Source organism: Dactylosporangium sucinum (assembly GCF_014647515.1).
In the GTDB taxonomy this organism is placed as follows: domain Bacteria; phylum Actinomycetota; class Actinomycetes; order Mycobacteriales; family Micromonosporaceae; genus Dactylosporangium; species Dactylosporangium sucinum.
Map to the genome: position 1 here is coordinate 72,706 of NZ_BMPI01000044.1, position 26,831 is coordinate 99,536.

Below are 26,831 nucleotides of genomic sequence, written 5' to 3' on the forward strand. Positions count from 1 at the left end.
AGGAGGGGGGCGGGTGCGAACCGGGATCGTATGGGGTGCGGAAAGTATCTGAGGCGAAGTACTTTGCCCGCGCGCCGTGGCGCCGATGACTCCGGGCGGGCGAGCCAGGGACGGCTCGCGCAGCACGGCCCGTCATCAAGGAGGAATCGTCATGGGTCTTCGCATCAACAACAACATCGCCGCTCAGAACGCCTACCGGAACCTGTCGGTCACCGACAGCCAGATGAGCAAGTCGCTGGAGAAGCTCTCCTCGGGGTACCGGATCAACCGGGCCGCCGACGACGCGGCCGGCCTGTCGATCTCCGAGGGGCTGCGCTCGCAGATCGGCGGCCTGAAGGTCGCCGTCCGCAACGCGCAGGACGGCATCTCGGTCGTGCAGACCGCTGAAGGCGCGCTCACCGAGACGCACTCCATCCTGCAGCGCATGCGTGACCTGTCCGTCCAGGCCTCCTCCACCGGTTCGCAGGACTCCGACGCCCGCGCCGCGGCGCAGACCGAGTTCACCCAGCTCACCTCCGAGCTGAACCGGATCGCGACCACCACCCAGTTCGGCGGGCAGAAGCTGCTCGACGTCAGCGGTGGCGCCTACACGGGCACGTTCCAGGTGGGTGCCAACACGGCCAGCGCCGACCAGATCGCGGTCAAGCTGGACTCCTCGGCGTTCGGCAGCCCCGCGTCCGTCTCCGGGTTCGACGCGTCCGGCCTCGGCCTGGCGAGCCTGGACCTCACCACCTCGGGCACCGCGGCGATCGACGCGATCGACTCCGCCATCAAGGGGGTGTCGACCGCCCGGGCCACGCTCGGTGCGTACCAGAACCGCTTCGAGCACACCATCAACAACCTCAACGTCGCGATCGAGAACCTGTCCGCGTCGGAGTCCCGGATCCGCGACACCGACATGGCCCAGGAGATGGTGTCCTTCACCCGGTCCCAGATCCTGACCCAGGCCGGCACCAGCATGCTCGCGCAGGCCAACCAGGCGCCGCAGAACGTCCTGTCACTGCTGCGCTAACCGCACCCGGCGGCGCTGCTGCCGTGAGTTTCCAGCGGTTTTCCTTCAGTCGCCGGCGATCGGGCCGATGAGAGGAGCGACCGGGACCACGGATGGTCCGGCCAATGACCCAACTCAAGGAGGAACTCGTCGTGGGTCTTCGCATCAACAACAACATCGCTGCCCAGAACGCCTACCGGAACCTGTCGGTGACGGACAGCCAGATGGGCAAGTCGCTGGAGAAGCTGTCGTCGGGTTACCGGATCAACCGCGCGGCCGACGACGCCGCGGGCCTCTCCATCAGCGAGGGTCTTCGTTCCCAGATCGGCGGCCTGAAGGTCGCGGTGCGCAACGCGCAGGACGGCATCTCGGTCGTGCAGACCGCTGAAGGTGCGCTCACCGAGACGCACTCCATCCTGCAGCGCATGCGTGACCTGTCCGTTCAGGCGTCGAGCACGGGTTCGCAGGACTCCGATGCACGGGCGGCGGCGCAGACCGAGTTCGCTCAGCTCAACTCCGAGCTCGATCGGATCGCCACCACCACGGCCTTCGGCGGGCAGAAGCTGCTCGACGTGGGCAACGGTGCCTACATGGGCACGTTCCAGGTCGGCGCGAACACCGCCGGCGCGGACCAGATCACGGTGGACCTCGGGACCGCCGCCTTCGGCAGCGGCTCCACGGTGACCGGTTTCGACTCCTCCGGCCTCGGGGTCAACACGCTGGACCTCACCACGGCCGGTACGGCCGCCATCGCCGCGATCGACACCGCCATCAAGGGTGTTTCGACCGCTCGGGCCACCCTGGGTGCGTACCAGAACCGGTTCGAGCACACCATCAACAACCTCAATGTCGCCGTTGAGAACCTGTCCGCGTCGGAGTCGCGGATCCGGGACACCGACATGGCCTCGGAGATGGTGTCGTTCACCCGCTCGCAGATCCTGACCCAGGCCGGCACGAGCATGCTGGCCCAGGCGAACCAGGCGCCGCAGAACGTCCTCTCGCTGCTGCGCTAGGGCTCTCTGAAAGGCACGACCTGACCTCGGGTCGGGGAGAGGACATCCGCGGGGCACGGCACCCAGCCAGGGCGCCGTGCCCCGCCGCAGGTGCGGATCCGGGCAGCGGGAAACCCTCAACCGCGACCGGATCCCGCCGATGACACCAGCGAACAGCAACTGGCCACGGACGGCCGGACCCGATATCAAGGAGGAACGCCGTGGGTCTTCGCATCAACAACAACATCGCCGCGCAGAACTCGTACCGGAACCTGTCGGTCACCGACAGCCAGATGAGCAAGTCGCTCGAGAAGCTGTCGTCGGGCTACCGGATCAACCGGGCCGCCGACGACGCGGCCGGCCTGTCGATCTCCGAGGGGCTGCGGTCCCAGATCGGCGGCCTCAAGGTGGCCGTCCGCAACGCGCAGGACGGCATCTCGGTCGTACAGACCGCTGAAGGCGCGCTCACCGAGACGCACTCCATCCTCCAGCGCATGCGTGACCTGTCCGTCCAGGCGGCGAGCACCGGTTCGCAGGACTCCGACGCCCGCACCGCGGCGCAGACCGAGTTCACCCAGCTGACCGCGGAGCTCGACCGCATCGCGACGACCACGTCCTTCGGCGGGCAGAAGCTGCTCGACACCAACTCGGCCTACATGGGCACCTTCCAGGTGGGTGCCAACACGGCCACCGCCGACCAGATCACGGTCGACCTCGGCACCGCGGCCTTCGGCTCCGGCGCGACGGTGACCGGGTTCGACTCGGCCGGCCTGGCGGTGAACACGCTGGACCTCACCACGGCCGGCACGTCCGCCATCGCCGCGATCGACACCGCCATCAAGAGCGTGTCGACCGCCCGGGCCACGCTCGGTGCGTACCAGAACCGCTTCGAGCACACCATCAACAACCTCAACGTCGCCGTCGAGAACCTGTCCGCGTCGGAGTCGCGCATCCGGGACACCGACATGGCCCAGGAGATGGTGTCCTTCACCCGCTCGCAGATCCTGACCCAGGCGGGCACCAGCATGCTCGCGCAGGCCAACCAGGCCCCGCAGAACGTGCTGTCACTGCTGCGCTGACCGAGCCACCGGACGGGGAGGGAGCGTCGTTTCCTCCCCGTTCCCGCCTGACAGCCTGAAGGAGGAGGTACCGCATGGTCACCGGCGGCAGCGTCGACGGCCTCATCTCGGGGATGAGCACCTCGACCGTCATCAGCCAGCTGATGCAGGTCGAGGCCGCGCCACAGACGGCGCTGAAGAACAAGGTGACCACGCAGCAGAAGGTCGTCGGCTCGTACCAGAGCATCAACACCAAGATGTCCGCGCTGCTGACGGCGGCCAAGGCGCTGAACGACCCGGCCGCCTGGAAGGGCGCGACGGCGACGTCCAGCTCCGACGCGGCGGTGGCGACGACGACCAGCAGCTCGCAGGCCGGCTCGCTGACCTTCTCGGTGCAGAAGCTCGCCTCGGCCCACTCGCTCGTCTACGACGGGCGGGTCGGCGCGACGACCGACATCGTGACGTCCAGCCCGTCGATCGACTTCACGATCAACGGGGAGCTCAAGTCGGTGCCCGTCACCGACACGTCGCTCAAGGGCGTCGTCGACGCCGTCAACAAGACCGCCGGCCTCGGCGTGAAGGCCACCGCCGTGCAGGTCGAGCCGGGCAGGTACACGATCCAGCTCACCTCCGCCGGCACCGGCGCCTCGTCGGAGTTCACGGTCAGCGGGCTCGACGGCATCGGCACCGGGTCGATCGCGACCCAGGGCAGCAACGCCGAGCTCAGCGTCGGCACGACGAACCCGTTCACGGTGACGTCGGAGACCAACACGTTCAAGGGCCTGCTCGACGGGCTCACCATCACGGCGACGAAGGCGCAGTCCCCCACCGACGCGCCGGTGACGGTGACGGTCGCCAGCGACACCGAGGGCATCGCGGGCAAGGTGCAGGCGATGGTCGACGCCGCCAACGCGACGCTGGCGGAGATCGCCACCCAGACCCGCGCCAAGAGCGGCGCCGTGGCCGGCGGCCCCCTCGCCGGCAACTCGTCGATGCAGTCGCTCGCCACGTCCGTGCTCGGCACGGTGTCGGGCGGCGCCGGCAACCTGGGCAGCCTCAAGGACATCGGCGTCGAGCTGACCCGCGACGGGAAGCTGTCCTTCAACAAGACGACGTTCCTGGCCGCGCTGCAGGCGGATCCGGAGAAGACGCAGTCGTACTTCAACGGCACCACCGACATCGACGGCGACGGCGTCAAGGACGGCTTCGCCGACAAGCTGGTCGCGGTCGCGGACAAGGCGACGCAGGTCAACACGGGCACCCTGGCCCGCTTCATCACCAGCGGCAACGACGCGATCACCGAGCTCAACGACCGCATCAGCGACTGGGACGTCCGCCTGGAGGCCCGCCAGGCGACCCTGCAGAAGCAGTTCACCGCGATGGAGACCGCGCTCGGCAAGCTCAAGAACCAGTCGAGCTGGCTCGCCGGGCAGCTTTCCTCGCTGGGCTAAGGCCTTAGTCCCCCTCGGCCCTTGGAGACTGAATGACCACACAAGCGCTGCGCAACCGGTACGTCACCGACAGCGTGTCGACCGCCTCCCCCGGTCGGCTGCTCGTCATGCTGTACGACCGGCTCGTGCTCGACCTGATGATCGCCGGCCAGGCGCTGGAGGCGGCCGACCGGTCGACGGCGGCCACGCGCATGCACCACGCGCAGGACATCCTCCTGGAGCTGCGCGCGACGCTCGACACGTCGGCGTGGAGCGGCGGGCCCGGCCTGGCCGCGCTGTACAGCTTCATGATCAACGAACTGGTGCAGGCCAACGTCACCGGGGACCGGGGGCGGGTCGAGTCGGTCCAGAGCTTCGCCGAGCAGCTGCGCGACGCCTGGCGCGAGGCCGCGGCCCAGGTGACCGGAACCGGGCCGTGACCACCGGCGGCGACTGGGACGCCGCCTGGAGCGCGGCGCTCGACGCGATGGAGCTGGAGGCGGACGAGGTGGAGCGGATGCTCCGCCACCGCGACATGCCGGAGCGGCTGCCGGCCGAGGCGCCGGGCTTCACCCCGCCCCCGGGCATCGGGCCGCTGCCGGCCGCGCTGGAGGAGCGCGCCCGCCGGCTCGTGCAGCGCCAGCTCGACCTGTCCCGCGAGCTGTCGATCGCGATCGCCGGCAACCGCCAGCAGGCGCGGCTGGTCGCCCGGCTGCACCGCGAGGCGGACCAGAGTGTCCCGGTGTACCTCGACAACCGGACCTAGCCGGCCGGGGTCGCGGCGCCGGCCGATCGCACCCGGAAAGCCCTCGGAAAGCGCCTGAACGTGCCGATACGGGCAGCATGAGCCACATCCCGGTGTCCGTCGTCGTCGCCGCCGGGGGCAGCCCCGACGACTTCCACGCCTGCCTCGAGTCGCTGCGCCCGTCGCTGGGCATGCGCGACGAGGTCGTCTGCGTCCTCCCCGCCGGCCGTCCCGAGCTGCGCGCGGAGCTGCGCGGCCAGTCCTGGCTGCGGGTCCTCGACGACGGCCCCGGCGACCCGGGCGAGCGCTGGGCGATGGGCCTGGAGGCGACCCGGCACCCGATCGTGGTGCTGCTCGACGGCGACGTCGTGCTGTCCGCGCACTGGCTCGACCCCGTCCTCGAGGCGTTCGGCGACCCCGCGGTCGTCGCCGCCGGGCCGCGCTGCCAGCACAGCTACGGCCCGCAGCAGGCGGACCTACCCGACGCGGCGCTGACGAGCGCGGCCGCGTTCAAGGCGTTCGCGCGGGACTGGCGCCAGGAGCACCGCGACGAGTTCACCGACGTCGACCGGCTCGGCCCGGTCTGCGTGGCGGTCCGCCGCGACGCGCTGGCCATCGCCGGCGGGCCGACCGCCGACCTGCCCTACGAGGGCCTCGCCGCGCAGGGCCGGCTGGTCGTGGCGCACGCCGCGCTCGTCGCGCACGTCGGCTCGCCGCTGTGCGGCCTGCGGTCCTGGGAGTCCCGAGACTCCCGGGACGACGACACCGCGCCGCTGCTGACGGCGAGCCTCATCGTCAAGGACGAGGAGGACGTCCTCGCCCGGTCCCTCGATGCGGTCCGCGACCTCGTGGACGAGATCGTCGTCTACGACACGGGCTCATCCGACGGTACCGTCGAGATCGCCCGCCGGCACGGAGCCCGGGTGGTCGAGGGCTTCTGGAGCGACCACTTCGGCGACGCGCGCAACCGCTGCCTGGAGCACTGCCGCGGCCGCTGGGTGCTGTGGGTCGACGCCGACGAGGTGTTCACCGGCGACGCGGCGGCCGTGCGCGACGCGCTGCGCCGGACCGAGGGCAGCGCCTGCTTCGCCACCATCGACAACCGCGAGGGGCACGAGGGCGGCGCCGGATCGAGCACCATCTACTACCCGCGCATGTTCCGGCGGGCCCGCGGGCGCATCTACGGCCGCCTCCACGAGCAGGTCGTCGACCGGGTCACCGGCCGGGCGCTGGGCGGCTCGCTGCTGCCCGAGCTCGTGCTCGACCACTCGGGGTACACCCGCCTCCGCGCCCTGGCGAAGAACAAGGCCCAGCGGAACCTCCGGCTGGCCAGGCTGGCCGCCGAGGACGTCAGCGGCCTGACCGCGGTGGGCAACCTGGCCCGCTCGCAGCTCGGCTCGGGGCACATCGAGGAGTGCATCGAGACCGCCCGGCGCGGACTCGCCGAGGCCACGGAGCACACGCACCACGTGCTGTTCCTGAAGATCCTCGCCGACGCGTACCTGGCGGTCGGCCGGCTCGCCGAGGCCGGCGAGACCATCGAGGAGCTGCGCGGGATCGCGAACACGCCGTTCACCGTCGCCGAGCACGAGGTCAAGCTGCGCTTCGCCGAGGGCGACTACGAGCGCGCCCTGGAGCTCATCGGCGAGCTGCCCGAGTCGGGCGCGAACGACCTGCTGTACGGCGTGGGCAAGGGCCGCTTCGCCGGCATCCACGTCGACGCCCTGACCCGCCTGGACCGCCACCGGGAGGCGGCGCGCGAACTGCGGTCCGCCCTGCGGGCCGGGCAGGTGCCGATCCCGGTGGCGCGGATGGCCCAGGTGCTGGGCGCGGCCGGCGGCAGCCTGGCCGAGGTGGCCGAGCTGCTGCCCCGGGAGGGCCTGCGCGGCCTGCTGTTCACCGTCGCGGAGGCGCCCCCGGAGGCGGCGGACGAGCTGCTGGAGGCGTTGTGGCGGCGGTACCCCGGGGAGCCGGGCATCCTCGCGCTCGCCGCTCGCGTCGGCCGCCAGGTCCCCCTCATCCGGGCCATGGAGTGGTCGGCGCGCCTGCGCCGGCACGGGTTCCCGGCCCGGTGCACCCTGCTCACGCTGTCCGCCGACGGGCGCCGCACCCCGCGCGAGCGCACGCTGGCGGCGGCGATCGCCCTGGAGATGTTCCACGACGAGGCCGCGCTGCCGCTGCTGCACGAGGCACTGGCCGCGGTCCCGGACGCCGGCTCGGCGGCGGTGCTGGACGAGATGCGGATCCTGGCCCCGCAGGTGTCGGCGAACATCGAGCTCGCCGACGCCTGACCCGCACGAGAGGAGCTCCACATTGGACACACCGGAGAGCGGCCCGGCACCGGAGGGTTTCCGGTGGAACCGGGACGCGCTGACCCATCGCGACCCGGACGACGACATCTTCCAGTTCATCTACGAGCGCAACGTGTGGGGCAGCGCCGAGTCGGCCTCCGGCGGCGGCTCGGAGCTGGCCCAGACCCGCGTGCTGCGCGTCGCGCTGCCCGAGCTGTTCCACCGGCTCGGCGTGACGACGTTCCTGGACGCGCCCTGCGGCGACTTCACCTGGATGCAGCACCTCGACCTGGGCGGCATCCGGTACGTCGGGCTCGACGTGGTACCGCAGATGATCGAGGCGAACCAGGCCCGGTTCGGCTCGCCGCTGCGCCGGTTCGTGGCCGGCGACGTCGTCTCCGGGCCGCTGCCGGACGCCGACCTGATGCTGTGCCGGGACTGCCTGGTCCACCTGTCGTACCGGCAGATCTTCGAGGCGCTGGCGAACGTCGCCCGCTCACGGCTGCGCTACCTGCTGGCGACCACGTTCGTGCAGCGCACCGACAACCACGACATCGTCACCGGCGACTGGCGCCCGCTGAACCTGTGCGCGCCGCCGTTCAACCTGCCGCCGCCCGAGCAGGTCATCGTCGAGGGCTGCACCGAGAACGGCGGCGTGTTCGCCGACAAGGCGCTGGGCCTCTGGCCCACGTCGGCGCTGCCGGCGCTGCCGGCGCTGCCGGCCTGAGCCGTGGCGCCGCGGGGGTGCCGGTCTCCGGTGGCGCCGCGGCGTCGGCCGGCGCCGTGGTGCCGGCGACCCGGATCAGCCGCGGCGCCGGCGACAGCACGTCACTGCCGGGGCCGGCCTGCTCGCGGCCAGCCGGCGGCGGCCAGCGCCAGCAGCGCGCGGGCGTTCTCCGCCGGGGAGTCGCTCAGCTCGACCCGCGCGAGGGCGGGCAGCGCGGCGCCCTCGGGCTCGCCGTACACGACGACGTCGGGCAGGTCGCGGCCGCCGGCCAGCTGCTGGAGCACGCCGGCGATCGCGTTGCCGACCGCCGGGGTCGCCTCCGGCGCGCCCTTGACGACGATGGCGAGCTCGGCCTGCGGTACCGTCGCCGCCACCTCCAGCGCGCCCGACAGGACGACGGCGGCGGACTCGACCAGGTCCGGGTCGACGGTGACCACCAGGCGGGCGGCGGTCCGGCGCACCGGGACGACCTCCGCGGGGGACGCCGGTGTGGCGGGCAGCTGCCACGACTTGGCCCAGTGGTGGGCGGCGTAGGCGTCCGGGAAGGTCTGGCCGGCGCGGTGCGGCTCGGTCCAGTGGTACGGGTAGAACAGCTCGGGACCGAACACGGCCGGCACCGGGTGCCCGAGCGCGTCCTGCTCGACGAGCGTGCGGGTGAGCAGTTCCGGTCCGGTCTGCTCGTTCGGCGGCCGGTCGGGCCGCCAGGCGATCGAGTCGGCGAGGGCCGCGACGACCGCCGCGAAGAACGGATGGCCGGGCACGCAGCCGAGCAGCCCGATGCTGGCCCGGAAGCCGTCCTCGCGCGCGGTGCAGGCGTCCACCCCGGCGAGCAGCGGCTCGATGCTGCGGAAACACTCGAAGTCGGTGTCGACGTAGATGCCGCCGTGGGCGAGGAGCAGCTCGTACCGGAAGATGTCGGCCTTCTGCGCCCACGAGCCGGCGGCGTCGAACGCGGCCTGGTTGACCAGCGGCGGCAGGTCGTCCTCCCGCCAGAGGCGCATCTCCCAGCCGGGGTGGTGGCGCTGCCAGGTCGCGCCGAACGCCTGTTCCCGCTCGGGCATCGGACCGCCGAACCACACTCGATGGAAGACGCGCGGCATCAGCAGCCGATCGGTCGCGATCGTCATCGAAAGCTCCCCACCAGGTCGCGGGTGTGCAGCAGGCGGCGCAGCGAGTCGACGACCGTGCCGCGGGGCAGCGGCAGCGCGTGCCGGGCCGGGTCGTGGCCGTCGACCGGCGTGAACGAGGCGACCACGTCGCAGGCCCGCCACAGGTCGTCGGCGTCGTCGCAGGCGAGCACCTCGACGTCGAGGGTGCCGGGGCCGCCGGTGACGTCGCCGGTGAACGTCCGGCCGGGCGGCACGCCGACCACCAGTACCGCCGAACCCTGCGGCGCCTCGGCCAGCTCCTGCGCCACCTCGCCCAGCAGCGGCGACAACGCGCTGACGCCGATCCGCAGCGGTCGTCCCTCGGCGCGGGCGGCGGCCCGCCGGGCGACCAGCAGCCAGCCGAGGCTCGCCTCGATCGAGCTGACCGTCACCAGGTCCGAGTGCAGCCGGTCGAGCAGCGTCCCCTTGCCGTGCGGATCGGGCCGGCGGCGCAGCTCCTCGACGACGACCGGCCAGTCGGCGGTGAGCAGCCTGAGCCGGGCGTCCGCCCGCCGGCCGAGTTTGCGGGCCGTCGCCTCATAGGTGGTACCCCGGAACGCCGGATGCGTGCGCAGCGACGGGTGCCGTTCGGCCAGGTGGGCGCGGGCCTGGCCGACCCGTCCGGCGCGCCGCATGAGCGACAGCGCGTCGAGCCCGATCCGCACCCGCTGCACCGCGTGCCGGTTGTGCACGACGCGCAGGCCGTGCGGCCCGGTGGCGAGCCGGTACGCGAGGTCGGCGTCCTCGGCGAACGACACCTCGAAGCGGGCGTCGCCGAGCACCGCGCGGCGGATCGTCGAGCGGCCGCCCCAGAACTGGTACCAGTCGCCGATGCTCAGGTGCCGCAGGCCCTCGTGGCTCATGTAGACCTGGCCGCGGAACGCCAGCCAGGCCTCGACGCTGGTGACCCGGTCGGCGGTCGGGCCGGTCCAGCCGAGCACCGCGTCGACCTCGTGTCCGTGCTCGACGTACGTGCGCAGGTGCTCGGCCAGGCATCTCGGCGCCGGTTCGTCGTCGTCGTCCAGGAAGAACAGGATGTCGCCGCGGCTCGCCTCCACCCCGACGTTGCGCGCCTCGCCGAGGCCGACGTTCCGGTCGAGCCGGATGAACGTGAGGTCGAGCCGGTCGAGGAACGGCACGACGATCGGCTCCGCCGTCTCCGCCGAGCCGTCGTCGACGACCACGACGTGGAACCGCTCGCCCGGCAGTGTCTGGCGGCAGAGCGCGGCGAGGCACTCGTGCAGCGGTCCGGGCCGCTGGTACGTGGTGACGATGACGCTCATCGTCAGGTCGGTCTCCGGCGGGTCGAGGTCGCCGGCGAGCTCGCGGTACACGTCGGCCCATCCCTTGCCGGAGCGCGGGCTGGAGTGGTCGAGCACCGGGCTGGCCGGGTCGAGCCAGTCGGCCTGCAGTCCGCGGTGGTCGGCGACGCACACCAGGTCGCACCGGGTGAACTGGTCGGCCAGGAAGGCCTGGGCCGGCTCGCCGCGCGGGGGCTGCCATCCGGCATGGACGCTCGCCACCAGGGGGATGCCGAGCAGCCACACCTTCTCCAGCAGGGCGGCGTCGGCCAGGTCCCCCGCCAGGTGCACGTGGACGGTGTCGACCGGCCACTCGACGAACAGCTCGGCCAGCAGCGCCTCCGACGGCGAGTCGCCGAGGAAGGGCCGGGCGCCGGCGACGTCGAGCGCGAACTGCCGCACGCCCTGCTCCAGCCCGGTCTCCCGCAGGGCCGGCCGCTCCGCGACGACGGGCTCGACGGTGACCACGTCCCACCCGCGCGCGGCGACCCGCCGGGCGAGCTCGGCACATCGGCGGTACGCGACGGCGTCCCGGGACGGCAGCATGACGGCCACGCACGGCCGCCGCGAGTGAGTGCGCACGTTGGACCCATCGGCACCCGACTCGCATCGTTGAGGAAACCGCCGTTAGGGTCCGGCCGTGCTGTTCATGGTGATAGAACGCTTCCACGAGGGCGATCCGCGCCCGGTCTACGCCCGCGCCCGCTCGGCCGGCCGCCTCCTCCCGGAGGGCCTCCGCTACGTCGACAGCTGGGTCGAGGCCAACCTGGCCCGCTGCTTCCAGGTGATGGAGTGCGACGACCTGTCGCTGCTGTCGGCGTGGATCGCGTCGTGGTCGGACCTGGTGGACTTCGAGGTGATCCCGGTCCTCACCTCGGCCCAGGCGTCCGCGGTGGTCCCCTGAGGCGCACCGCCGACCCGGCCTTCGCCGCCCGCGGTCCCGGTTCGCTGTCCGAGACGCCGATCACGGGCTACGCGCTCGGGTTCGGCCGGCACGCCGACCGCTGGGCGGGCTGCGCGGCCGAGCCATGATCGTGGGAACCATCTGGTCGCTGGGACAGCCGGAAGCTTCCCACGATCATGGACGCGCCCGACCTCGACCGATCCCGCGTGCTCCATCACACGGGCCGCCAGCCTGCCGCCCGCCGCCAGCCAGCCGCCCGCCTGCCGCCAGCCACTAGCCCGCCGCTGGCTCGCCCGCCGCTGGCTCGCCCGCCGCCTGCCCGCCGGCCGCCAGCCCGCCGCCGCCGAGACGTTGGTCGATCTACCCTCGCCCGCCGAGATCAAGATGCGGGTAGATCGACCAACGTCTACCGAGCAACACGGCGGTGCCGCCCGGGCGCGGGGCCCGGGCGGCGACTGCGGTGCGTGGAGTGCTAGCGGCCGGCGGAGATCAGTTCGCCCTCGATGACCTCGGCGCGGTGCGCGGCCGGGCGGCGGGGGCGCATGAAGCGCGGCGCCCACCAGTTGGCGTTGCCCAGCAGGGTCATCAGGGACGGCAGGACCACCGCGCGGATGATCGTCGCGTCCAGCAGGATCGCGGCGGCCAGGCCCACGCCCAGCTGCTTCATGTCGATCGTGCTCAGCGTGGCGAAGATGGAGAACACGCCGACCATCACGATCGCGGCGCTGGTCACGACGCCCGCGGAGCCGGTGATGCCGTGGGCCACGGCCTCGCGGGTCGGCATGCCCTGGGCGACGGCCTCGCGGATGCGGCTGACGACGAACACGTGGTAGTCCATCGACAGGCCGAACAGCACCACGAAGAGGAACAGCGGCAGCCAGGAGACCACGGCGTCCATCGAGGTGAAGCCCAGGATGCCCTCGGCCCAGGTGCCCTGGAAGATCAGCACCACCAGGCCGTAGGAGGCCGCGGCCGACAGCATGTTCAGCGCAATGGAGGTCAGGGCGACGACCACCGAGCGGAAGGTGAACGCCATCACCAGGAAGGTGAGCACCAGGACGAAGCCCATGACGACCGGCAGCTTGGTCTTGACGTGGTCGGCGTAGTCGACGTCGGCGCCGACGAAGCCGCCCACCGCGACCGAGGCGCCCGGCACCTGGCCGATCGTCTGCGGCACGAGCTGGGTGCGCAGCCGGGTCAGCGACTCCTTCGCCTGGTCGGAGCGGCCGGCGAACGGGGTGGCGACGTCGAGCACGGCGACCTTGCCGTCGGCGCTGAAGGTGATGTCCGGCGCCTCGTCGAGCGGCGCGAACAGCGGGTCGGACGCCGCCTTCGTGGCCAGCAGGGTGAGCTGCTGCTCGACCGCGGCGCGCTGGCCGTCGGGCACCCGGACCGCGACGGTGTGCACGGTGCCGTTGCTCGGGTAGGCCTTGACCAGCCGGTCGTAGGCCTGCATGGCCGGGGTCGTGCGCGGCAGGTCCTCCATGCCGGGGAACGACAGCCGCATGCTGATCGCCGGGGCGGCCAGGGCGAGCAGGGCCAGCACCGACACCGCCAGCGTGATCGCCGGCCGGCGGATCGCCGGGCGCAGGATGAACGACCACACCCGCGACGGGGCACCGGCGGCGCGCGGCCGGGTGAGGCGCCACAGCAGCGGCACGCGCGGCCGGTCGATCCAGCGGCCGAGCTTGGCCAGCAGCGCCGGGAGCACGGTCAGCGAACCGAGGACGGCGACCAGGACGACCAGGATCGAGCCGACGGCGAGCGAGGAGAAGACGACGTCACCGGCGAGGAACAGCCCGGCCATCGCGATCGTCACGGCGATGCCGGAGACGACCACGGCGTGCCCGGAGGTCTCCGCGGCGATCTCGACGGCGTCGAGGTGGGCCCGGCCCTTGGCCCGCTCCTCGCGCTCGCGGCGCAGGTAGAACAGCGAGTAGTCGACGCCGACGGCCATACCGATGAGCAGGATGACGCTGGCGGTGGTGTCGGTCGACGGCACCAGGTGCGAGGCGAGCGTCGAGAGGCCGAGGGCGGCGGCGACCGACGACAGCGCGAGCAGCACGGGCACGCCGGCGGCGATGAGCGCGCCGAACGCGACGATGAGGATCGCGAAGGTGACCGGCAGGCTCAGGATCTCGGCGCGCTTGAAGTCCTGGCCGAGCGTGTCGTCCATGGCCTGGCTGATGGAGGGGCCGCCGGTCTCCTCGATGCGCAGGTCGGGGTGGCGGCTCTGCACGGCGTCGGTCGCGGCGTGCAGCGGGCCGATGCGCTCCTGCGCGGTGTCCGGGTCACCCTTCATGGTGACCCGCACGAGCAGGGCGCTGTTGTCGTGGGACGGCAGCGGCGGGCTCACGTCGGCGACCTCGGGCAGCGCCTTCATCGCCGCGGTGACGTCGGCGGCGGCCCGCTCCGCGAGCGCCTTGTCCAGCGCCCCGGACGCAGCGGTGATCAGCACGCTCTCCGTCGCCGGGTTGTCGAAGTGGCCGTCGGCGACGATGACGTCGGCCCGGCCGGACTCGCCGATGGCCGCGTCGGAGTTGCTGGCCTCGACGGTCCCCGCCATGTTCCCGCCGACGAAGCAGACGGCGACGAACACGACCCAGAGTGCGATTGCGCGCCAAGGATGCTCGGCACTCCACCGTGCGACCCGAACAGTAAGCGGTCTCTTGTTCACGGCAATGACGCTATGGATCGGGGGCGCCGCGAACATCCGGGCTGCACCCCGCCCGCACCCGGAGAAGCCGACCCCGGGCCGCCTCAGGGTCGTGCCGGATGCGCGACCCGCCGAGTGCCAACCGAGCTGCAACCCAGCGGCAACCGACCGGCGAACCGAAGTGCCTCAACATGTCGCCGGCCGGGCCGATGAGGCGGACGTGTTCGAAGACGTCACCTCCGTCACCCTGCACGCCGCCCTCGACGGCCTGGCCAAGCGGCAGCGGGTGATCGCCGACAACATCGCCAACATCGAGACGCCGGGGTTCCTCGCGGGACGGGTGTCGTTCGAGGACGCGTTACGAACGGCCGTGGCGGCCGGCGATCCGGGGTCGGCGCCGATCTCGGTCGCCCGCTCGCTGGAGCCGACCCGCGAGGACGGCAACAACGTGAACCTCGACCACGAGGTGCTCTCGAACGTGGACACCGGGCTGCGGTACCAGACGATGCTCCGCGCGACGGATGACAAGTTCGGACTGCTGCGCAGTGTGATCAGGGGCTGAACATGACCATTTTCAGCGCGATCGGCATCGCCGGCACCGGCGTGACCGTGTATCGCAAATGGCTGGACGCGATCGCCGACAACGTCGCGAACATCAACAACGTGGCGCCGACGAGCGGCGAGGCGTTCCGGGCCCGCTACGTGCAGGCGCGGGCGGCGAGCTACGGCACCGGCGAGGGCGGCGTCGTCGTGGCCGGCACCGCGCTCGGCGACCCGAAGGGCCGGCTGGTGTACGAGCCGGACAACCCGCTCGCCGACCGGGAGGGCTACGTGCGGTACCCCGACGTGGACCTGGGCTCGCAGATGACCCAGATGATCATGGCGCAGCGCGCCTACCAGGCGAACCTGACCGTCGTCGACCGGGCCAAGGACGCGTACCAGGCGGCGATCCAGATCGGGAAGGGCTGATCCACGTGTCCATCGACGCGATCGCGCCGATCGGCGCCGTCCAGGCAACGTCGCCGCTGGGGACGACGGACGAGAAGGCCGTGCCGACGGGCGGCGGCACCGACTTCGGTGCCATGGTCGCCCAGGGGCTGCAGCGCCTCCAGTCGGCCCAGGACACGGCCGACAACCTCGCCGTCGAGGCGGCGACCGGCCGGCTGACCGACGTGCACGACTACATGATCGCCGCGACCCAGGCCGGCCTCGCGACCAGCCTGGCCGTCTCGGTGCGCAACCGCGCCCTTGAGGCCTTCAACGAGATCATGAGGATGCAGGCCTGATGCGTGAGCGGTTCACCGCGCTCGGCCGCCGGGGCGTCGACGGCTGGAAGTCGTTCACCCCCGGACAGAAGGCGGTCACCATCTTCGCCGTCGTGGCGCTGGCCATCGGCGGGTACTTCTTCGCGACGTGGGCCGGCCGGCCGACGATGGCGCCGCTGTTCTCCAACCTGCAGGCCGCCGACGCGAGCGCGATCGTCGACCGGCTCAACGCCGAGGGCGTGACCTACTCGCTCACGGACGGCGGCAGCACGATTCTGGTCCCGAACGATCAGGTCTACGCACTGCGCATCTCGATGAGCGGAGCCGGGCTGCCCGCCCAGGGTGAGGCCGGCTACGCGCTGCTCGACAACCAGGGCATCATGACCAGCGAGTTCATGCAGCAGGTGACCTACCGCCGGGCCCTGGAAGGCGAGCTGGGCAAGACGATCCAGTCGATCGACGGCGTGAACTCCGCGACGGTACACCTGGCGATCCCGCAGAAGGACGTCTTCACCGACGAGCAGCAGCCGCCGACCGCGTCGGTGCTGGTGAACACCGGCAACAAGCCGCTCTCCGGCGACAAGGTCACCTCGATCGTGCACCTGGTGTCCTCCAGCGTGGAGGGCATGGCGCCGAGCGCGGTGACCGTCGTCGGGGCCAACGGCAAGGTGCTGTCCACCGGCGACGACGACGGCGGCGGGTCGGGCCCGGAGAGCACGGGCGCCCAGACCGGCGCCTACGAGCAGCGGCTCAACAAGGCGCTGCAGACGATGCTCGACACGGTCGTCGGGCCGGGTCACTCGGTCGTAAACGTCACCGCCGACCTCGACTTCGACAACACCGAGACGAAGACGCAGCGCTACGTCGCCGACCCGGCCGTGCCGCCGCTGTCGGAGTCGAAGCAGTCGGAGCAGTACACCGGCGGCAACGGCGTGCCGGTCGGCGGCGTCCTCGGCCCGGACAACATCCAGGTGCCGAACGGCACCGGCGCCGGCGGCGACGGGCAGTACCAGCAGACGACCGAGACCCGCAACAACGCGGTCGGCATGGTCACCGAGACCCGCAAAACGGCGCCCGGCGCGGTGAAGAAGCTCGCCGTGGCGGTCATCGTGGACAGCTCGAAGGCCAGGATCGACGAGGCGCAGCTGCAGCAGCTGGTGTCGTCGGCGGTCGGGCTCGACGCGACCCGGGGCGACCAGATCGCGGTCAGCTCGATGGCGTTCGACACGTCCGCGGCGCAGGCCGAGGCGAGCGCCGCCGCCGAGGCCGCCAAGGGCCAGCAGGCGCAGGTGCAGCAGCAGTACATCCAGATGGGATCGATCGTCCTCGCGCTCCTGATCCTGCTGATCATCGCGGCGCTCGCCCAGCGCAAGCGCCGCAAGCGCGAGCGGCAGAAGCTCACCGAGGAGCAGAACGCGGCGCTGGAGGAGATGCAGGCGGCCATCGAGGCGGCCCGCGCCAAGCTGGCCCTGGAGGGCGGCGGCGGCAGCGGCGGCGCCCCGGCGCTGGAGGGCGGCGGCGCGCCCGGCGACGAGTTCGACCGCGACGGCAAGTTCCGGGACCTCACGACGATGGTCGAGAAGCAGCCCGACGAGGTGGCGCAGCTGCTGCGCGGCTGGCTCGCGGACCGCCGCGGGTGAGTGACCGATGACCACGGGCGAGATGACCGGCCTGCGCAAGGCCGCCATCCTGCTGGTGCAGATGGGCAAGGACGACGCCGCGAAGATCATGGCGCACCTGCGCGAGGCCGAGGTCGAGGAGCTGACCGCGGAGATCGTGCGCCTCGGCCAGGTCGAGGCCGACATCGCCGACGTGGTGCTCGAGGAGTTCCACGACCTGGCGACCGGGCACCGCTACGTCGGCCAGGGCGGCATGGACTTCGCGCGGGACCTGCTGGAGGCCTCCCTCGGCCGGGAGCGGGCCGGCGAGATCGTCGGGCGGCTGAACACCGTCTTCATGGACGTGCCGTTCGGGTTCCTGTCCCAGGCCGACCCGCGGCAGCTGCTGTCCTTCCTGCAGGACGAGCACCCACAGACGATCGCGCTGGTGCTCGCCCACATGACGGCGACCCAGGCCTCGCAGATCCTGTCCGGCCTGGCGCCGGAGCTGCAGGCGGACGTGGCCCACCGGATCGCGGTCATGGACCGCACCTCACCCGACATCATCCGGCAGGTGGAGGCGACCCTGGAACGCAAGATGTCGTCGGTACTGCAGCCGAACGACCTGTCGAACGTCGGCGGCCTGGAGCCGCTGGTCGAGATCATCAACCGCACCGACCGGGCCACCGAGCGGCTGATCCTGGAGGGCCTCGCGGGCCGCAACCCCGAGCTCGCCGAGGAGATCCGATCGAAAATGTTCATGTTCGAGGACATCGTGTCCCTCGACGACCGTTCGATCCAGCTGGTGCTGCGCCAGGTCGAGACGAACGACCTCGCGACCGCGCTCAAGGGCGTGCGCGAGGAGGTGCGCCAGAAGGTCATGAAGAACCTCTCGGAGCGCGCGTCCGAGAACCTCGCCGACGAGATCGAGATGCTCGGCCCGGTGCGGCTGCGCACGGTCGAGGAGTCGCAGGCCAAGATCGTGCAGGCGATCCGCACGCTGGAGGAGTCCGGCCAGATCGTGATCCGGCGAGGCGATGACGATGAGTTCGTCGGCTGACTACGAGCCGGCGTTCCCGCCGCCGCCCCCGAAGCGGCCGAGCGTCCCGCGGCCGGCGTTCCCGCCGCCGCCCCCGCGGCCGACCACCCCGTCGACCCGGGCGTTCCCGCCGCCGGAGCGGCCGGCGACGGTCCGGTACGGCGAGAGCGTGCTGCGCGACGAGCGGGCCGGCGCCGCCCCGTCCGCCCGGTTCGACGTCGACCTGCGCGAGCACGAGGAGCTGCCGGCCGAGCTGGTCGCCCAGGTGCGGGCCGAGGCCGAGGCCGTCGGCTACGCCAGCGGCTGGGCCCAGGGTATGCGCGAGGCGCAGGCCAGCGCCGACGAGGAGGCCGACCGGGTGGCCGCCGAGATGGAGGCGATGGCCGGCATGCACCGGCGGCGGGTCGAGCAGGCCCTGCAGGCGGTCGGCGCCGCCGCGGCCGAGCTCGAACGGCGGATGGTCCCGGCCGCGCAGGACGTGGAGGACCAGATCGTGGCGACCGCGTTCGCGCTCGCCGAGGCGGTGCTGGGCCGCGAGCTGCGCACCGCCGCCGAGCCGGGCCGGGAGGCGCTGGCCCGGGCGCTCGCGCTCGCCCCGTCCGGAAGTCCGGTGACGGTCCGCCTCAACCCGGACGACCGGCGGACGATCGGACAGACGGACCTGGTCCTGGACGGCCGCGCGGTCTCCGTCGTGGAGGACGCGAACCTGCGGCCCGGTGACGCGCTCGCGGTCTGCGACGCCACCACCGTCGACGCGCGGCTCGGGCCGGCCCTGGAGCGCGTGCGGGAGGTGCTCGGACAGTGACGATGACAATGGCCCTGCAGCAGCGGCTGGCCGCCGCGCGGGCGGCGGCGGCTCCCCGGGTCACCGGGCGGGTCAGCTCGGTCGTCGGGCTGTCCGTCACCGTCGCCGGGGTCGAGGGCAGCGTCGGCGACCTGGTCGAGATCGGTCCCGAGCGGGTGCCGGCCGAGGTCGTGTCGATCGACGGCGACCGGCTGGCCTGCCTGCCGCTCGGCCCGCTCACCGGGATCGGGGCGGACAGCCCGGTGCGCGGCACGGGCGGTCCGCTCACCATCGCGGTCGGCGAGGCGCTGCGCGGCCGGGTGCTCGACGGGCTCGGGCGGCCGATGGACGGCGGGCCGGCGCTCTTCGGGCTCGACCGGGTCGGCGTCGAGAACGATGCGCCCGGCGCGCTCGCCCGGGGGCGGGTGCAGCAGCCGCTGTCGCTCGGGGTGCGCGCCCTGGACACGCTCGTGCCGTGCGGCCGGGGGCAGCGGGTCGGCATCTTCGCCGGCAGCGGGGTCGGGAAGAGCTCGCTGATGTCGATGATCACCAGGGGTACCGACGCCGAAATCTCCGTCATCGGACTCGTCGGCGAACGCGGGCGCGAGGTCCGCGAGTTCATCGAGAACGACCTCGGTCCCGAGGGGCTGGCCCGCTCGGTCGTGGTCATCGCCACCTCGGACCAGCCACCGCTGGTGCGGCTGCGGGCCGGGTTCGTGGCCACCCGGATCGCCGAGTACTTCCGCGACGGCGGCGCCGACGTCCTGCTCCTCATGGACAGCCTCACCCGCACCGCGATGGCCCAGCGCGAGGTCGGCCTGTCGGCCGGCGAACCGCCCGCCACGCGCGGCTACCCGCCGAGCGTCTTCGCGCTGCTCCCCCGCCTGCTGGAGCGGGCCGGCCCGGCGCCGGTCGGCAGCATCACCGGCCTGTACACGGTGCTCGTCGAGGGCGACGACCACAACGAACCGATCGCGGACGCGGCCCGTTCGATCCTGGACGGTCACATCACGCTCGACCGCCGGCTGGCCACCTCCGGGCACTTCCCCAGCATCGACGTGCTGGAGTCGGTGTCCCGGGTGGCCAACGCCGTCACCACCCGCGAGCAGCGGGGCGACGCGACCGCGCTGCGGCGGATGCTGGCCGCCCACCGCGACGTCCGTGAGCTGATCGAGATCGGGGCGTACGTCGCCGGCACCAACCCCGACGCCGATCGCGCCCGCCGGCTGTGGACGCCGATCAACGACTTCCTCCGGCAGGACATGGACGACGTCACGCCCGCGCCGCGGGCGTGGACGATGCTCAGCGCGGTACTGGCAGGTGGCTGATGGCCAAGCAGGGATTCCGGCTCGCCGCGGTGCTGCGGGCCCGCAAGGCGCAGGAGGACGCGGCGAAGACGGCGGTGGTCCGCGCCCGGGCCGACGCCTCGGCCGCCGTGGAGGCGGTCCGCGCCCGCGAGCGCGACCTGGACGGCCGGTCGGTGCCGCTGCGGTCGACGTCGGCGGCGTTCGCGGCCACGCTGACCGCCCGGCAGGCGATCGCGGGCGAACTGGCCGCGGCCATCGGGGTGCGCCGCCTCGCCGACGAGTCGGTGGAGGAGCGGATGGCCGAGCTCACCGCCGCGGCCGTGCAGCGCCGGACCATCGAGAAGCTGCAGGAGCGCCACGACGCCACCCGCAAGCGCACGCGCGACGCCGCCGAGGCCAAGGCGGCGGACGACCTGACCACATCCGCCGCGTTCCGGAACGAGGGATCATGACGGTACTGCAGGCACAGGCGCGCATCGCCGAGATCCGCGGCCTGCTGGGCCGGTCCGGCCCGGCCACGACCGCACCACCTTCGGACGCGTTCGATGCGGTCCTCCGGTCGTCGCTGCCGAGCGACGAGGCCGCTTCGGCTACGTCGCTCACGTCGGCGGCGTCCGGGGCGTCCCCAACTTCCGCGGTGTCCGCGGTGCCCGCGGTGTCCCCGGTTCACGCGGCTTCCGCGGAGGCGACGCGGGTGGCATCCTCCGTCTTGCGCCCGGCTTCCCTGTCGTCGGGCGTGCCGTACGCGTCGCTCTTCCAGCAGGCGGCCACCCGCCACGGCGTCTCCCCGACGCTGCTCGCGGCGGTGGCGAAGGTGGAGTCCGGCTACAACCCGGCGGCGGTGAGCCGGGCCGGCGCCCAGGGCCTCATGCAGCTCATGCCCGGCACCGCACGCGGCCTGGGCGTGGACGCCCTGGACCCGGCCCAGGCCGTGGACGGCGCCGCCCGCCTGCTGTCCGGCCACCTGCGCCGCTTCGGCTCACTGGACCTGGCCCTGGCCGCGTACAACGCGGGCGGCGGCGCGGTGAGCCGCTACGGCGGCATCCCGCCGTTCGAGGAGACCCAGGCCTACGTACCCAAGGTGAAGGCCGCGATGGCCCAGCTCGCGGCGAGGGGATTCGCCTGATGACCGCACCGCTGCCGGCGACACCGCGCCCGTCCCGCACCGACCGCTCGGTCCTCGACCTCCTGGCGCCCCCCGACCCGGCCTTCGCCGCGGCGCTGTCGGACGCCCGCGCTGAGGCCGAACGCCTGTCGGGAGCGCAGCACCGGGCCGACGCGCGCCGGCTGGCCGAGACCCGCGACCGCGACCGCGCCCGCCGAGCCGCGGACCGCGACGCCGAGCACGAGGCGCTCCGGACGTTCCCCGACCAGTCGTACCGCCCGGCCCTCCACCCGTCGGTGACCGCCGAGTGGCGGGCAAGGGCCGAATCGGCGCCGTCACGCGACACCGTGGTGGCCGCCCAGCGAGCCGCCGACCGCTGGTCCTCTGCCTCGGCCGCGGACCGGCCGGCGAGGCCGGTCCGCGAGGACCCGCCCGCCACGGACCGTCCCGCCACCGACCGTCCCGCCACCGACCGTCCCGCCATGGACCGTCCCGCCACGGACCGTGCGGCCCCGCCGGCCGTCACCGGCGAACCCGCCGGAGATCGGCCGGAAAGCCGCTCCACCGGCATCCGGGACTCCGCCTCGACCACCCGGGACTCGTCGAGGGCCGGGGCGGATGCCAGCCCGACCGGCCAAGGATCGGTTGCGACCGGCGAGCCTTCGATACCAACCGGCCAAAACCGATCGGCGGTCGACTCCGCACTCCCCGGTCAAGGCGCTGTTCCGGCCGGCCAGACCCCGGCTGCCGGCCAGGGTCCCGTGGCCGGCCAGGATCCCGTGGTCGGCCAGGGTCCCGTGGCGGGTCAGGGCACGGCGGCCGATCGGGGTGCCGTGACCGGCCAGGGCGCGATCGTGGTCGGCCCGACCACGAACCCGTTCGGCCAGGGCGCGATGCTGGTCGGTCAGAGCACGATCCCGGTCGGCCGGACCGTGAACCCGCATGACCCGGACACGCTCGGCGGCGAGGGCCTCCTCGAAGGGCCTCCCGGCCAGAACGGCCCCGGCGGCGCCCAAGGCAGCGGCCCGATCCTCCCGGGCGATGCCCACCCCGCCCCCGGCAGCGCCGCACCCGGCAGTATCACACCCGGCAATGGCGGGTCTGCCGTCACCGCACCTGGCGGCGGCGCCTCCGGTAGCGGCGTACCCGGCAGCGAGCCGGCCGCTTCCCCCGCCGGCGGGGCTGCGTCGTCGGCCAGACCCGGCACCGACCTGGCCGGCCAGATCGCCGCCCTCCTCGCCGGTGAACTCCCGGCCCCGGCCGGCCACCCGGATGCGACCCAGGGTCCGATGGCAGCCGGACAGCCATCCGTACGCGCTCCGGAGCACTGGGCCGTGCCGTCCGGACCGCAGAACCGATCGCCGTCCGGTGGTCCGAGTGCCACGCCTGGATCGCCGATCGGATGGCTGGGCGCATTGCCGTCCGGATCGCCTTCTGGAGCGCTGAGCGGGACGTCGGCGGGACCGCCGGCCGGACCAGGGCAGGCGGGACAGGCCGCCGCCCCGGCGGATGGACAGTCGTCCGGACAGATAGCAGGGCAGTTGGCCGGAGACCCGACCGGAACCTCGGACCGGAACTTCGCCGGACGAACGGCAGAAGTCGCGGCAGGACCGGCGGTCGAGCCGGCAGCGGCCGGAGTGGCGCCCGGACAGCCGGATGCATTGCCGGCCGGGACCGTCGATCTCCCGCCAGGCGGCACGACCACCGCTGAAACCACCGGCCAGACGATCGGCCAAACCAGCGGCCAAACCAGCGGGCAGGCCGACGGCCACTCCCACGGCCGGATCGAATCGGCGGGTCGGCCCGATCGCCAGGACGACCGGGCAGTCCTGCCGGACGGCCTCGTGCGTGAGTCGGGCGCCGCCGGCAGCCCGGCGGTCGTCAGGACCGACGCGTCAGGCGCTCACCACCGCGTTCACGACACCGGCGGTACCGTCGCGACCGATCTGGTGCACGGGTTCGCCGTGCATGCCGGGCACAGCGCCGGCGGTGGCCACGACGCCGACCCGAACGGCAGCTCGGACCCACGCGGCCAAGGCGACGCCGGCGGCGACGGAGGCGCATCGAGCGTGCCGTTCGCCGCGCTCGCCGATGCCGGGCGGGCCGTCGCCGCCACCGCGTCCACGGCGCTGGCCGCGCCCGCCGCGGCGGCCCAGCAGCCGGGCAGCGGCGCGGCGTCGGTCGCCGCGCAGATCGGGATGGTGCTCACGCCGCTGCGGAAGGGGGCCGACGGCGTGCACCGGATGACCATCCACCTCGAGCCCGGCGAGCTCGGCGCGGTCAGCATCGTGGCCGAGGTGCGCGGCGGGGCCGTCGCCGTGCAGTTGCAGGCCGGCAGTGACGCCGGGCGGGCCGCGCTCCAGGCCGCGCTGCCCGACCTGCGGCAGGACCTGCAGCAGGCCGGGTTCGGCGGATGCGACCTCGACCTGCACCAGCAATCGTCCCCGCAGGGCAACCAACCGCAACATTTCTCAGGTTGGCAGCCCGAGGGTCGATCTCAACAGCGGGCGCCCGAACGCCGCCGCGAAACCCCCGACGAGGGGACGCGGCGCGTGGCCGACGACGCCGGCGGCGCGCTGGATCTGCGCGTGTGAGCGAAGGAGTACCGCCATCACCACCCCGACCCCGGTCAGCGGCAACGTCAGCGACTACGTGCCGAAGACGAACGCGCCGGCCAAGAAGGACCAGGACGAGCCCACCAAGCCCGGCGGCGAGCTGGGCAAGGACGCGTTCCTCAAGCTGCTCGTCGCGCAGCTGAAGTACCAGGACCCGACGGCGCCGATGGCGAACACCGAGTTCCTGGCCCAGACCGCGCAGTTCACCACCGTGGAGAAGCTCACCGACCTCGCCGAGGTCGAGAAGGAGCTGCTCAGCGCCCAGCTGCAGCTCGGCGCGAGCAACCTCGTCGGGCGGACCGTGACGTACACCGGTGCCGACGACAAGGAGCACACGGGCGTCGTCTCGGCGGCGAAGTTCGCGGGCAGCACCACCACCCTGCGGGTCGGCGAGGCGGACGTGCCGCTCTCGGCGATCACGGAGATTCGTCAGACCCAGGCCGCACCGGCGTCCTGAAAGGAGCCCCACCCCTATGCTTCGCTCACTCTTCTCCGGCATCAGCGGTCTGCGCGCGCACCAGCAGATGATGGACGTCACCAGCAACAACATCGCGAACGTCAACACCGTCGGCTTCAAGTCGTCGCAGGTCGTCTTCCACGACACGCTGAGCCAGCTGATGCGCGCCGCCGGCGCGCCGCAGCAGGGCCAGGGCGGCACGAACCCGGCCCAGGTCGGCCTCGGCGTGCGGCTGGGCGCCATCAACACGAACTTCATCCAGGGATCGGCCCAGACGACCGGCCGGGCGACCGACGTGATGATCTCCGGCGACGGCTTCTTCGTGGTGAACTCGGTCAACGAGCAGCTGTTCACGCGGGCCGGCGCGTTCAACTTCGACGCCGAGGGCAAGCTGGTCACCCCGACCGGCGCCGCGGTGCAGGGCTGGCCGGCGGTCAACGGCGTGGTCAACACCAACCTGCCGGTGGGCGACATCCGGCTGCCGATGGGCACGCTGATCGCCCCGAAGGCGACCGACACGATGGTGATCGCGGGCAACCTGCCGGCCGACGCCGCGGTGAACACCTCGATCCCGCGGTCGATCAAGACGTACGACGTGCAGGGCAACGTGGTCACGCTGACGACGACGTTCGAGCTGACGGCGGCCGGCTGGACGGCCACGATCACCGACGGGACGAACCCGTCGGCCGCGACGCCGCTGACGTTCGCGCCGAACGGGCAGGTCAACGGCCCGACCTACGTCGACGCCGACGGCAACACGAAGATCGGCATGCTCTACGACCCGGACGGCGACGGCGTCGGCGTCACGGTGGACCTGGCCGGCCTCACGGAGTACACCGGAAGCACCACGGTCAACGTGCTGAGTCAGAACGGTGCGCCGGCCGCGACCCTGCAGTCGTTCACCATCAACCCCGACGGCCAGCTCGTCGGCGTGTTCTCCAACGGCAACAAGCAGACGGTCGCCCAGCTCGCCCTGGCGAACTTCAACAACCCGCCCGGCCTGGAGAAGGTCGGCGACTCGCTCTACCGGTTCACGGTCAACTCCGGGCTCGCGCAGGTCGGCGTCGCCGGCACCGGCGGGCTGGGCACCCTGCAGAGCGGCGCCATCGAGATGTCGAACGTCGACCTCGCGCAGGAGTTCACCAACCTCATCGTCGCGCAGCGCGGCTTCCAGGCGAACTCCAAGGTGATCAGCACGTCGGACGAGGTCCTGCAGGAGCTGGTCAACCTGAAGCGGTAACCCTAGGAGGGTTCCTTGATCCTGCTCACCCGCCTGAACGGCCCGGTGTTCGCGCTCAACCCAGACCTGGTCGAGCGGGCCGACTGCACGCCCGACACGGTGATCACGCTGGTGGACGGCACCAAGTACCTGGTCGCCGAGTCGCTGCCCGAGCTGGTCGCGCTCATCCGGCAGTACCGGGCGTCGGTGGTCGCCGAGGCACAGCACCTGACCGGCCAGACGCCGGAGGAGCGGGCGGAGGCGGCCGCCGAGCGGGTCCGGGAGACCAACGTCGTCCGTCTGCATCGTCGGGAGCGCTGAGGCCGTATGGATCCGGCAACCCTTGCTGGGATCGTGCTCGCCTTCGTGGCGATCTTCGTCGCCATGATCCTGGAGGGCGGCAGCCCGGGCAGCATCTTCCTGCTCCCGCCGCTCATCCTGGTGTTCGTCGGCACGCTCGGCGCGGCCATGGCCGGCGGCATGCTCAAGGACACGATCGGGCTCGTCGACTCGCTCAAGCGGGTGCTGCTGAGCAAGGCGGCGACCGCCGACGCGCTCGTCGACGACATCGTGAAGCTCGCCGAGAAGGCCCGCCGGGAGGGCCTGCTCGCGCTCGAGGACGCGATGAAGGAGGTGCAGGACCCCTTCCTGAAGAAGGGTCTGCAACTGGCGATCGACGGCACCGACTCCGAGGAGCTCGCCGCGATCCTCGAGGCCGAGGTCGACGCCAAGAAGAAGGCCGACAAGCAGGCCGCGGCGATCTTCACCGCGATGGGCGGCTACGCGCCGACGATCGGCATCATCGGCACCGTGCTCGGCCTCATCCACGTGCTGGAGAACCTCAGCCAGCCGGAGAAGCTCGGCCACCTCATCGCCGGCGCGTTCGTGGCCACCCTGTGGGGCGTGCTCTCGGCCAACGTCCTGTGGCTGCCCATGGGCGCCAAGCTCAAGCGGATCTCGGAGATCGAGATCAGCCAGATGGAGCTGGTCATCGCCGGGATCATCAACATCCAGGCCGGCGCCAACCCGCGCCTGGTCGCGCAGAAGCTGCGCAGCCTCCTCCCGCCCGGCTCGTCGAAGCAGAAAGAGGCCGCCTGAACAACCAACCGGCCCGCAACCTGACGCAACTTACGTGTCGTCCGGTTGGGTCGATGGTCTCTCCGTCAGCGTTACAGACCTGCAGGGGAGGCCGTGGTGAG

The 26,831-nt window shown here is 72.5% G+C and carries 26 protein-coding genes; 23 read left to right on the forward strand and 3 right to left on the reverse strand.

Going from position 1 to position 26,831, the window contains the following annotated elements; genetic code table 11:
• Positions 1-151 precede the first annotated feature (151 nt).
• From IEZ31_RS36200 to IEZ31_RS36235, 8 genes are all read left to right on the forward strand, one after another.
• Complete coding sequence (locus IEZ31_RS36200) at positions 152-1,012, forward strand: flagellin N-terminal helical domain-containing protein (protein ID WP_190254585.1); 861 nt, start codon at positions 152-154, stop codon at positions 1,010-1,012.
• 104 nt (positions 1,013-1,116) lie between these two features.
• Positions 1,117-2,004 (forward strand): flagellin N-terminal helical domain-containing protein, encoded by an 888-nt coding sequence (locus tag IEZ31_RS36205; RefSeq protein WP_308429464.1) that lies wholly within the window; start codon positions 1,117-1,119, stop codon positions 2,002-2,004.
• A gap of 200 nt (positions 2,005-2,204) precedes the next feature.
• Positions 2,205-3,062: a flagellin N-terminal helical domain-containing protein gene (locus tag IEZ31_RS36210; protein WP_190254586.1), complete on the forward strand. Its 858-nt coding sequence runs from the start codon at positions 2,205-2,207 to the stop codon at positions 3,060-3,062.
• 74 nt (positions 3,063-3,136) lie between these two features.
• A complete protein-coding gene (gene fliD, locus IEZ31_RS36215; protein WP_190254587.1) occupies positions 3,137-4,492 on the forward strand; it encodes a flagellar filament capping protein FliD in 1,356 nt (451 codons plus the stop codon).
• 32 nt (positions 4,493-4,524) lie between these two features.
• Complete coding sequence (fliS, locus tag IEZ31_RS36220; RefSeq protein ID WP_190254588.1) at positions 4,525-4,911, forward strand: flagellar export chaperone FliS; 387 nt, start codon at positions 4,525-4,527, stop codon at positions 4,909-4,911.
• A complete protein-coding gene (locus IEZ31_RS36225) occupies positions 4,908-5,237 on the forward strand; it encodes a hypothetical protein (RefSeq protein ID WP_190254589.1) in 330 nt (109 codons plus the stop codon). Before fliS ends, IEZ31_RS36225 begins: the two co-directional genes overlap by 4 nt.
• Before the next feature lie 77 nt (positions 5,238-5,314).
• Positions 5,315-7,507 (forward strand): glycosyltransferase, encoded by a 2,193-nt coding sequence (locus IEZ31_RS36230; RefSeq protein ID WP_190254590.1) that lies wholly within the window; start codon positions 5,315-5,317, stop codon positions 7,505-7,507.
• 22 nt (positions 7,508-7,529) lie between these two features.
• A complete protein-coding gene (locus tag IEZ31_RS36235; RefSeq protein ID WP_190254591.1) occupies positions 7,530-8,234 on the forward strand; it encodes a class I SAM-dependent methyltransferase in 705 nt (234 codons plus the stop codon).
• Between the two features lie 101 nt (positions 8,235-8,335).
• On the opposite strand, the gene IEZ31_RS36240 is transcribed toward IEZ31_RS36235, so the two are convergent.
• Positions 8,336-9,361, reverse strand: coding sequence for a glycosyltransferase family 32 protein (locus tag IEZ31_RS36240; protein WP_190254592.1), 1,026 nt, complete (start codon positions 9,359-9,361; stop codon positions 8,336-8,338).
• A complete protein-coding gene (locus tag IEZ31_RS36245; RefSeq protein WP_190254593.1) occupies positions 9,358-11,229 on the reverse strand; it encodes a glycosyltransferase in 1,872 nt (623 codons plus the stop codon). Before IEZ31_RS36245 ends, IEZ31_RS36240 begins: the two co-directional genes overlap by 4 nt.
• Before the next feature lie 103 nt (positions 11,230-11,332).
• On the opposite strand from IEZ31_RS36245, the gene IEZ31_RS36250 reads away from it, so the two are divergent.
• Positions 11,333-11,587 carry a DUF3303 domain-containing protein gene (locus IEZ31_RS36250; RefSeq protein ID WP_229836171.1) on the forward strand — a complete coding sequence of 85 codons (255 nt, stop codon included), beginning with the start codon at positions 11,333-11,335 and terminating at the stop codon, positions 11,585-11,587.
• Between the two features lie 472 nt (positions 11,588-12,059).
• Here the strand turns inward: IEZ31_RS36250 and IEZ31_RS36255 are convergent, their stop codons facing one another.
• Positions 12,060-14,264 carry an MMPL family transporter gene (locus tag IEZ31_RS36255; RefSeq protein ID WP_190254595.1) on the reverse strand — a complete coding sequence of 735 codons (2,205 nt, stop codon included), beginning with the start codon at positions 14,262-14,264 and terminating at the stop codon, positions 12,060-12,062.
• Positions 14,265-14,463: 199 nt separating this feature from the next.
• On the opposite strand from IEZ31_RS36255, the gene IEZ31_RS36260 reads away from it, so the two are divergent.
• The 14 genes from IEZ31_RS36260 (at position 14,464) to IEZ31_RS36325 (ending at position 26,730) form a co-directional block, all read left to right on the forward strand.
• Complete coding sequence (locus IEZ31_RS36260) at positions 14,464-14,805, forward strand: flagellar basal body rod protein FlgB (protein WP_190254596.1); 342 nt, start codon at positions 14,464-14,466, stop codon at positions 14,803-14,805.
• 2 nt (positions 14,806-14,807) lie between these two features.
• A complete protein-coding gene (locus IEZ31_RS36265; RefSeq protein ID WP_190254597.1) occupies positions 14,808-15,212 on the forward strand; it encodes a flagellar basal body rod protein FlgC in 405 nt (134 codons plus the stop codon).
• Positions 15,213-15,217: 5 nt separating this feature from the next.
• The gene (gene fliE / locus IEZ31_RS36270) at positions 15,218-15,529 is read left to right on the forward strand and encodes a flagellar hook-basal body complex protein FliE (protein WP_229836167.1); all 312 of its coding nucleotides are present in this window, start codon (positions 15,218-15,220) and stop codon (positions 15,527-15,529) included.
• Positions 15,529-17,148 carry a flagellar basal-body MS-ring/collar protein FliF gene (fliF, locus tag IEZ31_RS36275; protein WP_190254598.1) on the forward strand — a complete coding sequence of 540 codons (1,620 nt, stop codon included), beginning with the start codon at positions 15,529-15,531 and terminating at the stop codon, positions 17,146-17,148. Before fliE ends, fliF begins: the two co-directional genes overlap by 1 nt.
• Before the next feature lie 7 nt (positions 17,149-17,155).
• On the forward strand, positions 17,156-18,166 hold the full coding sequence (gene fliG, locus IEZ31_RS36280; RefSeq protein ID WP_190254599.1) for a flagellar motor switch protein FliG: 1,011 nt from the start codon (positions 17,156-17,158) through the stop codon (positions 18,164-18,166).
• Entirely contained in the window at positions 18,150-18,950 is an 801-nt protein-coding gene (locus tag IEZ31_RS36285) for a FliH/SctL family protein (protein WP_190254600.1), read from the forward strand. The genes fliG and IEZ31_RS36285 overlap by 17 nt, the downstream gene beginning before the upstream one ends.
• A 2-nt stretch (positions 18,951-18,952) precedes the next feature.
• On the forward strand, positions 18,953-20,257 hold the full coding sequence (locus tag IEZ31_RS36290) for a FliI/YscN family ATPase (protein WP_190254614.1): 1,305 nt from the start codon (positions 18,953-18,955) through the stop codon (positions 20,255-20,257).
• Entirely contained in the window at positions 20,257-20,688 is a 432-nt protein-coding gene (locus IEZ31_RS36295; RefSeq protein ID WP_190254601.1) for a flagellar FliJ family protein, read from the forward strand. Before IEZ31_RS36290 ends, IEZ31_RS36295 begins: the two co-directional genes overlap by 1 nt.
• Entirely contained in the window at positions 20,685-21,362 is a 678-nt protein-coding gene (locus IEZ31_RS36300) for a lytic transglycosylase domain-containing protein (protein ID WP_190254602.1), read from the forward strand. Before IEZ31_RS36295 ends, IEZ31_RS36300 begins: the two co-directional genes overlap by 4 nt.
• Positions 21,363-21,823: 461 nt before the next feature.
• Complete coding sequence (locus IEZ31_RS57095) at positions 21,824-23,935, forward strand: flagellar hook-length control protein FliK (RefSeq protein ID WP_229836168.1); 2,112 nt, start codon at positions 21,824-21,826, stop codon at positions 23,933-23,935.
• A 58-nt stretch (positions 23,936-23,993) separates the two neighbouring features.
• Positions 23,994-24,413, forward strand: coding sequence for a flagellar hook capping FlgD N-terminal domain-containing protein (locus tag IEZ31_RS36310; RefSeq protein WP_229836170.1), 420 nt, complete (start codon positions 23,994-23,996; stop codon positions 24,411-24,413).
• A 16-nt stretch (positions 24,414-24,429) separates the two neighbouring features.
• Complete coding sequence (locus IEZ31_RS36315; protein ID WP_190254604.1) at positions 24,430-25,653, forward strand: flagellar hook protein FlgE; 1,224 nt, start codon at positions 24,430-24,432, stop codon at positions 25,651-25,653.
• A gap of 15 nt (positions 25,654-25,668) precedes the next feature.
• Positions 25,669-25,953 (forward strand): flagellar FlbD family protein, encoded by a 285-nt coding sequence (locus IEZ31_RS36320; RefSeq protein WP_190254605.1) that lies wholly within the window; start codon positions 25,669-25,671, stop codon positions 25,951-25,953.
• Between the two features lie 6 nt (positions 25,954-25,959).
• Positions 25,960-26,730 (forward strand): flagellar motor protein, encoded by a 771-nt coding sequence (locus IEZ31_RS36325; RefSeq protein ID WP_190254606.1) that lies wholly within the window; start codon positions 25,960-25,962, stop codon positions 26,728-26,730.
• The last annotated feature ends 101 nt before the right edge of the window (positions 26,731-26,831 follow it).

Bases quoted from the DNA above. Each gene is read 5' to 3' on its own strand.
- IEZ31_RS36200 (WP_190254585.1), top strand. From the start codon at position 152: ATGGGTCTTCGCATCAACAACAACATCGCCGCTCAGAACGCCTACCGG.
- IEZ31_RS36205 (WP_308429464.1), top strand. From the start codon at position 1,117: ATGACCCAACTCAAGGAGGAACTCGTCGTGGGTCTTCGCATCAACAAC.
- fliD (WP_190254587.1), top strand. From the start codon at position 3,137: ATGGTCACCGGCGGCAGCGTCGACGGCCTCATCTCGGGGATGAGCACC.
- fliS (WP_190254588.1), top strand. From the start codon at position 4,525: ATGACCACACAAGCGCTGCGCAACCGGTACGTCACCGACAGCGTGTCG.
- IEZ31_RS36230 (WP_190254590.1), top strand. From the start codon at position 5,315: ATGAGCCACATCCCGGTGTCCGTCGTCGTCGCCGCCGGGGGCAGCCCC.
- IEZ31_RS36240 (WP_190254592.1), bottom strand. From the start codon at position 9,361: ATGACGATCGCGACCGATCGGCTGCTGATGCCGCGCGTCTTCCATCGA.
- IEZ31_RS36245 (WP_190254593.1), bottom strand. From the start codon at position 11,229: ATGCTGCCGTCCCGGGACGCCGTCGCGTACCGCCGATGTGCCGAGCTC.
- IEZ31_RS36250 (WP_229836171.1), top strand. From the start codon at position 11,333: ATGGTGATAGAACGCTTCCACGAGGGCGATCCGCGCCCGGTCTACGCC.
- IEZ31_RS36265 (WP_190254597.1), top strand. From the start codon at position 14,808: ATGACCATTTTCAGCGCGATCGGCATCGCCGGCACCGGCGTGACCGTG.
- fliF (WP_190254598.1), top strand. From the start codon at position 15,529: ATGCGTGAGCGGTTCACCGCGCTCGGCCGCCGGGGCGTCGACGGCTGG.
- fliG (WP_190254599.1), top strand. From the start codon at position 17,156: ATGACCACGGGCGAGATGACCGGCCTGCGCAAGGCCGCCATCCTGCTG.
- IEZ31_RS36285 (WP_190254600.1), top strand. From the start codon at position 18,150: ATGAGTTCGTCGGCTGACTACGAGCCGGCGTTCCCGCCGCCGCCCCCG.
- IEZ31_RS36290 (WP_190254614.1), top strand. From the start codon at position 18,953: ATGACAATGGCCCTGCAGCAGCGGCTGGCCGCCGCGCGGGCGGCGGCG.
- IEZ31_RS36295 (WP_190254601.1), top strand. From the start codon at position 20,257: ATGGCCAAGCAGGGATTCCGGCTCGCCGCGGTGCTGCGGGCCCGCAAG.
- IEZ31_RS36300 (WP_190254602.1), top strand. From the start codon at position 20,685: ATGACGGTACTGCAGGCACAGGCGCGCATCGCCGAGATCCGCGGCCTG.
- IEZ31_RS57095 (WP_229836168.1), top strand. From the start codon at position 21,824: ATGGACCGTCCCGCCACGGACCGTGCGGCCCCGCCGGCCGTCACCGGC.
- IEZ31_RS36315 (WP_190254604.1), top strand. From the start codon at position 24,430: ATGCTTCGCTCACTCTTCTCCGGCATCAGCGGTCTGCGCGCGCACCAG.
- IEZ31_RS36325 (WP_190254606.1), top strand. From the start codon at position 25,960: ATGGATCCGGCAACCCTTGCTGGGATCGTGCTCGCCTTCGTGGCGATC.